The organism is Paenibacillus antarcticus (genome assembly GCF_001637225.1).
Lineage (GTDB): Bacteria > Bacillota > Bacilli > Paenibacillales > Paenibacillaceae > Paenibacillus_AQ > Paenibacillus_AQ antarcticus.
The window spans coordinates 341,736-356,360 of record NZ_LVJI01000016.1 but is presented as its reverse complement, the minus strand read 5'-3'; the positions used below and the strand labels follow the sequence as shown (position 1 = coordinate 356,360).

Here is a 14,625-nt window from a genome sequence, read left to right as displayed (position 1 = left end):
ATATTGGAAAACACCCTTTTTCATTTCCAAATCTCATAACTCAACCTCTGGATATTCACACAGCACATTCTATTTAGGCTCGACATGAATCTGGACTTGCATAATGTTATGTTCTTTCTTCACTTGTTCTTCAACTCGATCTGTGATCTTATGGCCTTCCGTAACACTTAGATTCGGTTGTACCTCAATCACCACATCGACAAGTACATGGCTACCATGAACACGCGCTTTCACATCTTTGATCCCTTCTACACCATAAACACTTGCAATTGTACTTCGTAAGTCCATGATCTGGTTCTGGTCAAATCCATCCGTTAGACTATAGGTGCAATCCTTGAAAATACCCCAAGCCGTACTACAAATGATGATTCCTACCACAAATGCTGCTATGCTATCAATCCAAGGAAATCCAAATTGTGCCCCAACAATCCCTACAGTTGCCCCTATACTTACCATAGCATCGGATAAATTATCTTTGGCTGCTGCCATCAAAGCATTATTATTAATTTGACGAGCTAATCGACGGTTGTAAAGGTATACCCCAAACATCGCAACTGCACATAGGAGGGCCACACCAGCAGACCATAAGTTCGGAGGCTCCATCTTTTCACCTTTCCATAGCGTCCGAATTGTTTCAACTATAACTTGAATACCAACCATAGCCATAATAAAAGAAGCCATGAGGGCTGCCACCGTCTCAGCCCTAAAATGTCCATAGGCATGATCCGAGTCCGGTGGTTTCTGTGAAATACGTAGACCTATTAACACAGCTATGGACGCAACAATATCTGTTACGTTATTGACGCCATCCGCTACTAAAGCGCTAGAAGCAAATACATAACCACTCACTAATTTGAATGCAGATAAAATGAGATAGGCCGCAATACTAACCCATGCTCCTCTTTCTCCTTTACGTATCTCTTCATAAATATCCAAAGCATTGTACAACCCCTTCATTTGCAGTTATTAACCATCTTTTCCCTATCCGATTAAACGTATTCTTCTTGAGCCTAGACCAACCAATTGTGCTTCATTAGGAACCTGAACATCCTCCCCCTTGTAGAGATAATTAAAAACGATTAGAATGAAGACACACGCCCAAAGGGAGGTTTTCACATGAGCGAAAATAAAGAATTAAAAAAAGTTAGTCTGGCTGATGCCATTCGAAGAAAACTGGATCAGAAGAAACAGCAGTCTGCCTCAGGTCAAACGAATACCTTTCAAGCCGGTTCTGCTAAGCAATTAAAAAATCAGAACAACACCAAGCCGACTACCCAACGTCGTCGTGCGGGTAATTCGTAACTTTCCTTAGATAACACACAATAAGAAAAAGATGGATCCTAAATTTTTAGGATCCATCTTTTTCATTAATAATGTATTGGCTATTTGACAACTCTATTCATAGGTCTTAACTTTTCTGTCCGGAAGTTGTGCCGGGATGACAATTCTTACGGTAGATCCAATACCTGGTCTACTTCCGATAGTAACTCCATACTGTGGACCAAAGTGGAGCTGAATCCGACTATTCACGTTACGAATGCCATAACCCGTGTTTAATCCTTCCACAGGATCAAAAATTTGTTTAATTAATAGCGGTGACATTCCAATACCATCATCAATGATTTTAAATATGATATTATTACCTTCCAGTTCCCCCACAATTCGAATATGAATTGAGTCACCAAACCATGCGTGTTCACAGGCGTTCTCGATAAAGGGCTGTAATATTAATTTAATTGTGTCATATTTAATAATCTCGGGATCTATGTCGAAATAGATCGACACTGCATCCCCGAACTTGGTGGTCTGTATGTTAATATATGCTTCTGCTTGTTCCAATTCACTCCGTACTGGAATCACTGTCCTTCCCTCATTGAGAGAAAGCCTATAAAACTTGGCTAAGTCTAGAACCATACGGTGTAGCTTATCGATCTCACCGAATTTGGCCAACCTACTAATTGAAGAAAGTGTATTATACAGGAAATGCGGATTAATTTGTGCTTGCAGGGACTCTAACTCCAACTCCCTCTTCTCAATTTGTGTCACATATACTTGTTCGATCAGATGATCAATATTGTGCCCCATTTCATTGAGCGCTAGAGCTATCTGTGAGAATTCATCTTTCCCCTTATAACCCATACGCTTATGCAAATCTCCCTCGCGGAACGCATTGAGTACAGAGACAATTTTGGTAACTCTAATGGAGAAATATCGTGAGATAAACATACCTGCTATCGTAAATACAATCAGACAGAGGATACATAGTAAAATGATGAATATTCGTACTTTTGCAGAGTCACGCTCCATAATTGTCATGGGAACATAGGCTACTAATTCCCAGGGTGTTCCCCTCATACTTTCCGTAATCATCATGTACTGCTTGTCATGAATCGTATCATTTGCGAAATCATTGGGCATAATACCAGATTGATGTATAACTTCCCCATGCTCATCTCTAATAGCCAATATGCTTCCTTCACCAATTTTACGATAATCAACCGACTGAAAGAGTTCTTCTATGCTAACACTAAGCCTCATAAATCCTGTTTCTTTCAAACTCACAGGACGAATGTTATCTACTAAGCGGCGAAGTAGCGAAATACGATTAAAATCACTATCACTCTCCACACTTTCCCATACTTTCGTGCCCCCATATACTTCTTCCGGAAAATTCTTATACCACGATTTCTCCTCGATTCGCTTTATATGATACAAATTATAATCGCGTTCTAATAACACTGGATTTTCGTTCGTTAAGGAGCCTGTATATACTTCATTAAAATTTTCATTATGCAAAAACAAGTACATTGCTATATTCACACCTGTTGCATTAATGGCAATATCAAACTTAGGTAAAATAATCTTCGTCATACGTTCATACCGATCCCAGCCTTCGTCAATAATCCGAAGCTGTAAGTTCAGAAAATAATCCTCATATAACATTGAAGATACTCGTTCAACATCCGACATCTTATATTCAATATTATCCCGCGTTTGCAACAACGTTCCCTGAATGTTACTCCTCGTCTGCTCACGCATAGAATTTTGGTACATATTATGAGAAAAGAAACCAATAGCAATAACAGGTATAATAACAAACACTAGATAAGTCAACATCAACTTGTAGCCAAACGGAATATACTTTGGCTTCTTCGTCTTAACCTGAATTTGCATCATATTTCCCTCCGTCGTTACTCTCTTTTCCTGAAATCCATTGGCGTCATACCATAGGCTTCTCTAAATTGCCTACTGAAATAGGGAATATATTTGTATCCCACCAGATTCGCAACTTCGTATATTTTCAGAGTAGGATCTTTAAGTAATTCGCGTGCCCGCTCCATTCTCATACCGGTCAGTATCTCACTGAAACTTTTACCAACCTCTTCTTTGAATAAATGTCCCAGATAATTAGGAGAGAACAAAAATTGCTGGGCAATATCCTTCAGTGTAATATTCTCCTGTATTCGTTCCTTCAAAATATTCATAATCTCACGAATTAATTTGCTATTTTTCGAGTTTTTTCTTTGGTGGATCTTTTCCGAAATCTCAAACACTTTGCGTACTAACCAAGATCGGATATCTCCTATCGTCTCAAATTTCAATACGACATCAAGACTGCGAAGCTCCATCCCCAGCATTTCGAACAAATCCTCATCCAATGTATGTAGATACTGATCCAACTTAAAGATAATGTACATTGCTAAATTATATATCGTAAATCTTGAGCTTAACGTAGACTCGGCTTGAAATAAATTTTCAATTTCATCGTGAATACCCACTAAGTCATACTCCGACATCGCTTTAAATAAGGCAACCAAGCGAATATCCAGTGTTTTAGCATCACTTAATTCTGGTGCTCTACGGACATCCTCATAGTTGATCACGTCCCCCTTACCAAAAAACATTTTTCCATCTAAGGCTTCCAAAGCTTGTTTATATGAAATAGGGAGCTGTGACACATCTTGGACAGGCTCTCCAAGCCCAATCGTCACCGAAAAGGATAACCTAGCGGTTACTTCTTCAAACATTTCATGAATATTGTCATTCATCCCTTTACCATGTATCACAACAGCAACGCGTTGTCGTGATAACCTGAAGCAATACCCCATTTCGTGTTCAAGAATCACTTCATTTATTTCTTTCAGTAATACTTCAAGTTTTTGCTCAGTGCCCGATTGCGTATCACCATGCTGTATCCATTCCAAATCATCCATTTCCAATACCGCTGTACGAAGTGGTCCAGCAAGCTTATCCAGTCCATAGGACACAGCAATTTTCGCTATTCCATCAGGTCGTTCCCAGGTAGTCTCCCCTTGGAGTAATCGAATTAGAAGATCATTTTTTGCCATCGGCTTCATATGATAATACTGCTCTTCCTCATCCTTTCGTTTCTCCTCAGTTTGAAGATCCTGAACAATTTGATGCAGCGATGCGATGAGTTCTTCATCATCCATTGGCTTAAGTACATAACTGCACGCCTTCAATGACAATGCTTGTTTAACATAATGAAAGTCCTGATACCCACTTACGAAAACAACTCGTATATCCGGTTTCCTATCAATAGCAATTCTAGCAAGTTCCAGGCCAGACATATTAGGCATGTTCACATCTGTAACAAGAATATCAATGGACAGCTTATCCATAACTTCGCAAGCCGCGAATCCATTATTTACAGCTCCCACTACTTCTAGACCCAACTCAGTCCAAGGAATAAACTGTTTCATTCCCTCTAAATCAAGATGCTCGTCATCCGCTAACAATACTTTATACATGAATTCATAACCCTCCTAAAAGGCTCATCCCGTTCTTTAACTAAGTATAACTTCTCTAGCATCATTTGGACCACAAGTTTCCAAATAATCTATTTGAAATTAGATACCATCCATGACGAATACACCCAAATAAAAAGGGGACCCCTCGGGTCCCCTTAGTACACCTTACTTACCTTTCATTATTTCCTGATTCTTATGCCATTTCTCTGCAAGTTTTACAAGTACTTTATCGAATCCAGCACTCATTGAATCATCATGCGCTTTATCAAGCATTGCAAGCGCTTCTTCGTCTGACTTCGCATACAATGTCTGAGCTCTTACCTTCAACCAGATATCTTTAGCACGTTGGAATGCGATACCTTCTTCAGTTTCTGGATTTGGAAGTAGATCGATGAATTCTGTCGCATCACCTTGTGTTTTCCAAGTGATTTCAGACTGCCAGTATGTTGCCCAGTTGCGTTCACTTTCAGCTAAAGTTTTTTGGATTTCAGCCTTAAGATCATCAACAAACACCGTATTACCTACCCACATTAATGGATCCATTTTACCTTGTAATTTTGTCAGACCAGCTGGATCAGTCTTAACTTTTTCAGTGAATTTCGGAGTTACACCATCTGCCTCCAAGCCATTCCAGTAACCATCTTCACCTTCAAGGCCAAACATTTGTAACGTCATCGCTTCAGGACTAGTCCAATAATCCAAGAATGCAAATACTGCTTCTGGATCTTTAGCACTTGTCGTAATGACAGCAGAATTCCATCCAAGTTTATTGAATGTACCTGGGAAAATCTTGCTTGGATCTAGACCTTCCTTGTAAATCGGCATGATCATAATATATCCTGCTTCAGGATCAGTCTTCCTAAGTTCAGCATCGGCCTGCATCGCATAAACAGTAGGGTTAGAAGTTGCATATACCGCAACTTTTCCGTTGTTAAGTTTCTCTTGAACTTGATCACGTGTTTGCGTCATGGCATCTTGTGTCATTAACTTCTCACGGAACAACTTCGCAGCGTACACAACAGATTCTCTGAACCCTTGATCTTTATAAATGGAGACCATTTTATCGCCTTCTGGTACTGCATAAAATCTTGTGAAGCTAAGATTGTTTTCTTTGAAAGCCGAGAAAATCTGGTCGATACCTTGACCTTCTGCTGCCAAGTCACTCTCAAAAGGAACAACTTTTGGATATTTATCCTTAACCAATTTCAAGTAAGCATAAAGATCATCCGTAGTTTCCAATTTCGGTGCGCCCAACTCATTGTAAATTTTCTTATTTACAACCCAACCAGCGTTACCGTATGGACGATTCGAATACCAGTTAGGGAACGTATATAGCTTACCATCTGGTGAACGTAGCATATTAGCTGCCATCGGATCCAACCATTTCTTCAAGTTAGGATATTTGTCAATATAATCATCCAAAGGTACAAGTAAACCAGCCTCACGTAAACGTTCTACATCGGTACCACGTTCGCCCCAAATGACATCTGGAAGCTCGCCAGAAGCTATCATTGTATTAAGCTTCTGAACATTATTCCCCCCGTTTGGAACTTCAGTAATGGTGACTTTCTTTGTATCTTGAACATATTTAGTTATTTCTTCTGAACCCCACTTAGGAGTCGCCGCGTACCATGCATAGTTACCAAACAATGTAATGTCTAGTTGTTCCTTGCCCAATTCATAAAGCTTTGGAGCCTCAGCGGTTTCCTCAACCTTGTTGTTACCATCTTTAGCTGGTTCATTCGGTGCTTTAGTCTCATTATTACTGGCACATCCAACAACTAAAGACAGAGCCATTGCAGTTGAAAATACACTACCAACTAACTTTCTTTTATTCTTCATTCCCTTGTTTTCCCCTTTCAATCTCTTTATTTATGTTTAAAGCGCAAGGCTCCAAACTCATGCTAAGTAAATCCCAGTGACTACTCCTTCAAGGAACCTACAAGTACCCCTTTTACGAAATACTTCTGAACGAAAGGGTATACACAAACAATGGGCAGTGTTGCTACCATCATTGTCGCCATAGATAAAGACTTACTCGTAATCGTCTTCGCCTGCTGCATACGCGCTAATGATGCTGAATCTAGCGTAGAAGACTGTTCTGATACGATATTAGAAGCCAGTATTTGCTTCAAAATGGTCTGAATTGGCATCAATTCATCTTTCGAAATATAAATACTAGCAACGAACCATTCGTTCCAGTGCGATATAGCTGTAAACAACCCTAATGTAGCTATGACCGGACCCGATAATGGTAATACGATCCGGAATAAGGTGCCCCAATTTCCACATCCATCCATCTTTGCTGACTCTTCCAATCCCGCAGGCAACGCCTGAAAGAAGGTACGAAATATAATCATATTCCATACGCCGATTAGCGAAGGAATAATGAATATCCAGAATGAGTTCATCAAGCCAAGATTCCGCATTAAAAGGAATGTAGGAATGAGACCTCCGGAAAAGTACATCGTAATGATACACAAGACCATATAGTATTTACGTCCTACCAATTCTTTCTTTGACATACCGTAAGAGAAAATAGCTGTGGCTAATATAGCAGTTACAGTACCAACTACCGTACGTAACACAGATATATAAAACCCATTCATTAAACGTTCATCCTTGAAGACTAGCTCATAGTTCTCCAACGTAAATTTACGTGGCCAAAGTGTAACTCCTCCATTAGCAGTATCTGACCCCATATTAAATGAGACAGCAAGCGCATTTAGAAATGGATAAAGTGTTGATATAGCAAAAATAGTTAGAAATGCATAGATGGATATTACCATAATGCGATCGCCTTTAGTGTCGCGCATCAGCATGTACCTCCTTTACTTGTGTCATATTTACCATAGACTGTTGCCTGATCTTTTCGCTACAACGTTAGCCATCGTAAGCAATCCTACACTAACAACAGCTTTGAAAAGACCGACGGCAGTGGCATAGGAATATCGGTAATTGTTTACCCCGACTCGAATGACATAAGTATCGATGACATCTGATACGTCCCTAAGCGCGGGATTCGGTGCGAGAACGAGAATATCTTCAAATCCAGCACTCAATAAGTTCCCGATTGCTAGAATCATGAAGATTGAAACAACTGGCATAATAGATGGAAGCGTTATCAGATATATCTGTTTAAATCGGCTGGCTCCGTCTATTGAAGCGGCCTCATATGAGCTAGGATCAACTCCCGCGATGGCTGCCAAATAAACAATGGAACCAAATCCGATTTCTTTCCAAATATTTGTTGATACCAGAATGGTCTTGAAATATTCCGGTACCGATAGAAAGTTAATCGGTTCATTAATCAAATTCAACTTTTGAAGTAACATATTAATGCTACCATTGTCTGTCGCGAGTATCGATCCAACAAGACCACCGATAATAACCCATGACATAAAGTGAGGCAAGTATGTAACGGTCTGTACAATTCTCTTAAATCTCATCCTACGAACTTCGTTAAGCATTAATGCTAGAATGATCGGTGCCGGAAATCCGATACAAAATTTCAGCAAACTGATAATGATGGTATTCTTCATAACTAAGGCAAAATCTGGTGAATTAAAGAAATAAGCAAAGTGCTTAAATCCAACCCATGGACTACTGCTGAAACTATTGCCTACTTTATAATCCTGGAACGCAATCATGATTCCATACATAGGAACATAACTGAAGAGAATAATAAGCGCAAGTGCTGGCAATACCATTAACTGTAAATCAATTTGCTTCATAAAAATTGTGAATTTGTTTGTAGGCCGCTTTAGCGGTGGCTTTGATTCCACCGTTTTCACGGAAAGCTGTGCCATGTCGTGTCCCCCTCTGCTATTCCGACTTCATTAAGCTTACGAAAAAACGCTTTCTTTTACTATCTGACAGATCAACTAAATGTGATACTAATCAACAACACACATATAATTAACGTAAAAATGACCCGTAAGTTGCCCACTTTTTTCAAAGTGAAGCCTACGGGTCATTATTGATATTCACTAAAAAATTGATTCTAGTTTATTTTTCTACAGGGTACATTTGTGCCCGCAGCGTTTTAACTTCTTCGTTCTCTAAATACTCATCATAACTCATTGATCGATCGATAATTCCGTTAGGAGTAATCTCGATAATTCGATTCGCAATCGTCTGAATGAACTGATGGTCATGAGATGTGAATAGAATCGTACCGTCAAAGTCAGTTAGTCCGTTATTGAGTGCTGTAATGGATTCCAAGTCCAAGTGATTCGTAGGTTCATCGAACACAAGTACATTGGCACCGTTAAGCATCATCTTCGCTAACATACAACGAACTTTTTCTCCACCCGACAGGACGCTTGCTTTCTTCAAAGCTTCTTCTCCAGCAAACAACATGCGTCCAAGGAAGCCACGTAGGAACGTTTCATCTTGGTCTTGGGAATACTGACGAAGCCAATCTACCAAGTTCATCTCTATGCCATCGAAATAACGGGAGTTATCTATAGGGAAATAAGCTTGTGTCGTCGTAATTCCCCAAGTATATTCACCTGAATCTGCTGGTTGCTCACCCATCACTAGATCAAAAAATGTAGATTTAGGTAGCGTATTTGGTCCCACAAAAGCAATCTTATCGCCTTTATTAACCACAAAACTTACATTATCAATCACAACTTCACCATTAATTGATTTGCTTAAGCCATCAACTGTAAGTAGTTGTTTGCCCGCTTCACGTTCCGGTTTGAAGTGCAAGAATGGATACTTACGGCTTGATGGACGAATATCATCCAATGTAATTTTCTCTAACTGTTTCTTACGTGAAGTTGCTTGTTTAGATTTAGAAGCATTCGCAGAGAAACGTTGAATGAACGCTTGTAGTTCCTTCACTTTCTCTTCTTTCTTCTTGTTGGAATCGCGTGACAAGCGTAAAGCAAGTTGGCTGGATTCATACCAGAAATCGTAGTTACCTACATACATCTGAATTTTACCGAAATCGATATCCGCAATGTGCGTACATACTTTGTTCAAGAAGTGACGGTCATGGGATACGACGATAACAGTACCTTCATAATCCATCAAGAAGTTCTCTAACCAGCCAATCGATTCAAGATCCAAATGGTTGGTAGGCTCATCGAGTAGCAAGTTATTCGGACGACCGAACAATGCTTGTGACAACAATACGCGAACTTTCTCATTACCACTAAGCTCAATCATCTTCTTATCATGCAGTTCACGAGGAATACCAAGACCAATCAAGAGTGCTGCAGCATCTGGCTCAGCATCCCAACCATTCAACTCAGCAAATTCGCCTTCCAGTTCACCGGCACGAAGTCCGTCTTCTTCTGTGAATTCGGATTTAGCATAGAGCGTATCCTTCTCTTTCATAATCTCATGCAGACGAATATGGCCCATGATAACAACCTCAAGTACATTGAACTCATCAAATTCAAAATGATTCTGCTTGAGTACTGCCATACGTTCCCCAGGAGTCATATGAACCTCACCTGAGTTCGCTTCAATCTCTCCAGAAAGAATCTTTAAAAATGTTGATTTACCAGCACCGTTTGCTCCAATAAGCCCGTAACAATTTCCTGGTGTAAATTTTATAGTTGCATCTTCAAAAAGTGCGCGTTTTCCGTAACGGAGTGTCACGCCGCTTGTACTGATCATGAAAAATCCATTCCTTTCAAATTTAGCTCCTCACATTATATCACAAAAAAAGCACCTTATCGAAGTCATAAGAAATTACCTTGCTTTCTTGCTTTTTCAATAAAATCAGGAAATAATTAACTTCATTTTTTATTCCATTGAAAATGAGGTAAAATAACGAAGAAAAGGGAGGTTGTGAAGATCGCATGAAGATCACATTTATTGAACCAACACCAAGCCCCAATACAATGAAGCTCCATTTGGATGAAACTATAGAGACTGGGTTACGGAAGACATATACCCTTGAAAATGAACGTTCAGCACCCGTATGGATACGGGAAATGCTCCATATTTCAGGTGTCAAAAGTGTGTTCCACACCACTGATTTTGCAGCTCTTGAACGTAAAGGTAATGCAGATTGGTCCACCATCTTGGGTGAAGTACAAGAACGACTCGGTCAAGATGATATGGCAACGACGTGGTTAGAAGTAGATAACGAGTTAGGTGAACATTATGGTGAGGCTGAAGTTCTTGTTCAGTATTTCCGCAGTATCCCTATGCAAATTCGTGTGAAGGCCACTGGTCAAGAAGAACGGATTGCATTATCCGAGCGATTCACTCAGGCGGTAACCGCTGTTGCCATAGCTACCATGATTAAGGAACGTAAGCTTTCTGATTATGGTGTCCGTTATGGTGAACTTGCGGACATCGCACGTGAAGTGGAGCAAGAACTTGAAGCCGCCTATCCCCCCGAACGTCTCGAGAAAGTCATTCAACAGGCCATTGCACATGGCGCTAGTGACGAAGAGTTCATGGAGAAACGTACGCAACTTAGCGATCAAGAGCTTGAAGAATCACTCCAGAATAACGATTGGCGTATCCGCTATGCAGCGTTTGACGGTATGAGCCCTACACAAGAAAGAATCGAGTTCATAAGAACTGCACTTCACGATTCCAAAATGCAAATCCGACGGCTTGCAGTCATCTACCTTGGAGATTTGAAATCACCAGAAGCCATGGAACTCTTATACGTTGCCCTCCAAGATAAATCTGCAGCCGTTCGTCGTACAGCGGGGGACACTTTATCTGATATTGGGGATGCTCAGGCAACGAAAGCTATGACTGAAACCTTAAAAGACAGCAGTAAACTTGTCCGTTGGCGTGCTGCACGTTTTCTTTATGAAGTAGGTACAGAAGATGCACGATCTGCTCTTGAAGAAGCAGCACAGGATCCCGAGTTCGAGGTCAGTTTGCAGGCCAAAATGGCTCTAGAACGGATCGAATCAGGTGAAGAAGCCGCCGGAACGATATGGCAGCAAATGGCTAAGCGCACTCGTTCGTAATACAATATTTATCCATTTGATCCTACTATGACAATTGATTATACTTAGATATTGTTCAGTATAATCAAGTAAAGATATCCTCATCCTACTAAGGTGAGGTAGAGGTCGCGAATTGCGATGAGTAGACTGTGAAGAGGCGTAAGAAGCCGCCGTATCATTCACAGGTCGAAAGGCGCCTTTCGCCGAAGTATATAGGCTGCTTCAATTAGCCGCGTATGCTGGGTCTGTTTTCCGAATAGGGGCAGAACTGTCATAGTTTCCTTCGATAAGGAAGCTATGTTGGGCTATCTTTCATGGAAGTTGGGTGCGGATCATATAAATAGAAGACATTATGCTGTTTGTATAGAGGCATGCATTTGTTTTGATATCTATTGAAAAGACCGCCGGAATCCATTCCAGCGGTCTTTTTTGCTGTCTGCTTTCCCTTCCATGACAAGGCATTTAATTTGTAAAGGGAGTGTAATGATAAATGAAGAATCATAAGGAGACTGAAGGTTCATTGAAGCCCAGTCTCAAAGCAAGACATATGACAATGATCGCTTTAGGTGGATCCATTGGAACGGGGCTCTTTCTCGCTAGTGGAAGTGCTATCTCCTCTTCTGGTCCTGGCGGAGCGTTACTAGCTTATGCTGCGGTTGGTTTGATGGTCTATTTCCTGATGAATAGCCTTGGTGAATTGGCTACGTATCTGCCCGACTCAGGATCATTCAGCACATACGCTTCAAGATTTGTAAGTCCTGCATTTGGCTTTGCTGTGGGCTGGAATTTCTGGTATAACTGGGCAATTACCATTGCAGCAGAACTCGCTGCAGCCACAGTCATCATTAAATATTGGTTCCCAGACAGCCCTTCTGCTATATGGAGCCTCTTGTTTCTACTTATCATGTTCGGAATAAATTTCTTATCCACTAAAAGCTTTGGAGAATCAGAGTTTTGGTTCGCTATAATTAAAATTATTACGGTCATTATTTTTCTTACCGTAGGCGTACTTATGATCTTCGGGATACTTGGAGGCGAAGCTGTTGGAATGAAGAATTTCAATCTTGGAGGCTCATCATTCCACGGCGGATTCTTTGCCTTTGTAGGGGTATTTATGGCCGCTGGTTTCTCTTTTCAGGGAACAGAACTGATTGGGGTTGCTGCTGGTGAAAGTGAGAATCCGCGAAAGAATGTGCCACGAGCCATTCGCCAAGTATTTTGGCGCATTCTTATTTTCTATATTTTCGCTATCTTTGTTATTGGCATGCTAATTCCTTATACCGATCCTAGTCTTCTCAATAGTGATCTCAATAACATTGGAGTTAGTCCATTTACACTTATATTCGAGAAGGCTGGACTTGCTTTTGCCGCAGCACTCATGAATGCCGTTATTCTAAGTTCCGTTCTATCGGCAGGCAACTCTGGTATGTACGCAGCGACACGTGTACTTTATTCCATGGCTAAGAATGGGCTAGCACCCAAATTTCTAGGCAAGTTGAACCGACGTAGCATTCCGGTAAATGCTCTACTCCTAACAAGTGCAGTAGGTATGATGGCTTTCCTCGCTTCCTTCTTCGGCGATGGTGTTGTCTACATCTGGCTACTGAATGCATCTGGCATGTGCGGATTTATCAATTGGTTAGCTATCTCAGTCTGCCACTATCGTTTCCGCCGTGCATTCGTAGCCCAAGGGCATTCCCTTACGGAACTCCCTTTCGTTGCACGTTGGTTCCCATTTGGTCCGATCTTCGCTTTCATCCTATGCTTAATCGCTATATTCGGACAGAACCTTGGAGCTTTCTCAGGTGCAACTATCGATTGGTATGGCATTGTCGTATCCTATATCAGTATTCCACTCTTCTTGTTGATCTGGTTCGGATATCGATGGGTGAAGAAGACCAAAATCATTCCATTGGAACAATGTGATTTAAGCACACTCGATTAACCTGAAGCGGCGGCTATTCTCTCTCTCTGAGGCAACTTATGCTTCCTCCTAAACCTAACGATATTCCATGTCGCTTCATATATACATTTCTGACACAAAAAAGGTAAGGATCAGCCAAACACTAGTGATAGTGGTAGCTACTCCTTACCTTTTGTCTATTTATTATCGAATCATTAAGCCCATATCATGTGCTGCTTCCACTAAATAAGGCACAAACGCATAAAGTGTATCTAGAGAAAGTCGGTTAACGGGTCCTGATACGGACAGTGCAGCAGTCACCACGCCCTGTCGATTCGCAATAGGGACTGAAATAGCGGCAGCTCCTGGCTCCCGCTCCTCAAAGCTCATTGCAAATCCACTTTCCCTAATTTCATGCAATTGCCCCATATAGCTTGCACGATCAATCAAGGAAGGCCATTCAGGATCATTTAACAATGCCTCTTGCTCTTCAGGCGATGCAAATGCTACTAGAACTTTACTTGATGCACCCACATACAACGGAAGTCTCGCGCCAACCTGAGCTACGCGTCGAATGCCTTGATTACTCTGTACCGCCTGAATCCGTAGTCGTTCGTTTCCTTCTCGTAAGTAAAGACTCACGGTTTCGCCTAAGTGGTCCCGTACTTTCTCCATTGCGGGTAGCAATAATATCGCTGGGTCATCGCTTCTTGATAAATGCGTGGATAGTTCCCATATTTTCATTCCAAGACGATACTTTTCTGTTGCAGCATCCCGAATAACGAAACCTCTCTCTTCAAGCGTCGACAATAGACGATGAACGGTGCTCTTATGAAGCCCAATCTGCACAGCTATTTCTGTTAATCCGAGATCTACATTTTTTGTAAAACACAGTAATATATCAAGTGCCCGTTCTACCGAACGGACCGTCAATTTGCGATCTTCCAAGATGAATCGCCCCTCTTTGTTGTTTCATCACGTGAAACATGGTTACATAATTATATGAAATAACCTG

The 14,625-nt window shown here is 41.0% G+C and carries 11 protein-coding genes and 1 riboswitch; of the genes, 3 read left to right on the top strand and 8 right to left on the bottom strand.

The window, feature by feature from the left end; all coding sequences use genetic code 11:
• Positions 1-69: 69 nt before the first annotated feature.
• The gene (locus PBAT_RS13050; protein WP_068650216.1) at positions 70-957 is read right to left on the bottom strand and encodes a cation diffusion facilitator family transporter; all 888 of its coding nucleotides are present in this window, start codon (positions 955-957) and stop codon (positions 70-72) included.
• Positions 958-1,116: 159 nt separating this feature from the next.
• Here PBAT_RS13050 and PBAT_RS13045 point away from each other — a divergent pair, with 159 nt between their 5' ends.
• Positions 1,117-1,302 (top strand): hypothetical protein, encoded by a 186-nt coding sequence (locus tag PBAT_RS13045; RefSeq protein ID WP_068650213.1) that lies wholly within the window; start codon positions 1,117-1,119, stop codon positions 1,300-1,302.
• A 93-nt stretch (positions 1,303-1,395) separates the two neighbouring features.
• Here the strand turns inward: PBAT_RS13045 and PBAT_RS13040 are convergent, their stop codons facing one another.
• The 6 genes from PBAT_RS13040 to PBAT_RS13015 all read right to left on the bottom strand — a co-directional run bounded on the left by PBAT_RS13040 (position 1,396) and on the right by PBAT_RS13015 (position 10,406).
• The gene (locus tag PBAT_RS13040) at positions 1,396-3,177 is read right to left on the bottom strand and encodes a cache domain-containing sensor histidine kinase (protein WP_420848769.1); all 1,782 of its coding nucleotides are present in this window, start codon (positions 3,175-3,177) and stop codon (positions 1,396-1,398) included.
• Positions 3,178-3,191: 14 nt separating this feature from the next.
• Positions 3,192-4,772 carry a response regulator gene (locus PBAT_RS13035; RefSeq protein WP_068650209.1) on the bottom strand — a complete coding sequence of 527 codons (1,581 nt, stop codon included), beginning with the start codon at positions 4,770-4,772 and terminating at the stop codon, positions 3,192-3,194.
• A gap of 165 nt (positions 4,773-4,937) precedes the next feature.
• Positions 4,938-6,614: an extracellular solute-binding protein gene (locus PBAT_RS13030; RefSeq protein WP_068650203.1), complete on the bottom strand. Its 1,677-nt coding sequence runs from the start codon at positions 6,612-6,614 to the stop codon at positions 4,938-4,940.
• A gap of 80 nt (positions 6,615-6,694) precedes the next feature.
• Positions 6,695-7,588, bottom strand: a complete 894-nt coding sequence (locus PBAT_RS13025; RefSeq protein ID WP_420848768.1) for a carbohydrate ABC transporter permease — start codon at positions 7,586-7,588, stop codon at positions 6,695-6,697.
• Between the two features lie 30 nt (positions 7,589-7,618).
• A complete protein-coding gene (locus PBAT_RS13020) occupies positions 7,619-8,581 on the bottom strand; it encodes an ABC transporter permease (protein WP_068650201.1) in 963 nt (320 codons plus the stop codon).
• Positions 8,582-8,780: 199 nt separating this feature from the next.
• A complete protein-coding gene (locus tag PBAT_RS13015) occupies positions 8,781-10,406 on the bottom strand; it encodes an ABC-F family ATP-binding cassette domain-containing protein (protein ID WP_068650199.1) in 1,626 nt (541 codons plus the stop codon).
• 185 nt (positions 10,407-10,591) lie between these two features.
• Here PBAT_RS13015 and PBAT_RS13010 point away from each other — a divergent pair, with 185 nt between their 5' ends.
• Positions 10,592-11,728, top strand: coding sequence for a virulence factor (locus tag PBAT_RS13010; RefSeq protein WP_068650197.1), 1,137 nt, complete (start codon positions 10,592-10,594; stop codon positions 11,726-11,728).
• Positions 11,729-11,819: 91 nt separating this feature from the next.
• Positions 11,820-12,023, top strand: a riboswitch (Lysine riboswitch).
• A gap of 174 nt (positions 12,024-12,197) precedes the next feature.
• Positions 12,198-13,652, top strand: coding sequence for an amino acid permease (locus PBAT_RS13005; RefSeq protein WP_068650195.1), 1,455 nt, complete (start codon positions 12,198-12,200; stop codon positions 13,650-13,652).
• A 162-nt stretch (positions 13,653-13,814) separates the two neighbouring features.
• Here the strand turns inward: PBAT_RS13005 and PBAT_RS13000 are convergent, their stop codons facing one another.
• Positions 13,815-14,558, bottom strand: a complete 744-nt coding sequence (locus tag PBAT_RS13000) for an IclR family transcriptional regulator (protein ID WP_068650186.1) — start codon at positions 14,556-14,558, stop codon at positions 13,815-13,817.
• Positions 14,559-14,625: the final 67 nt, after the last annotated feature.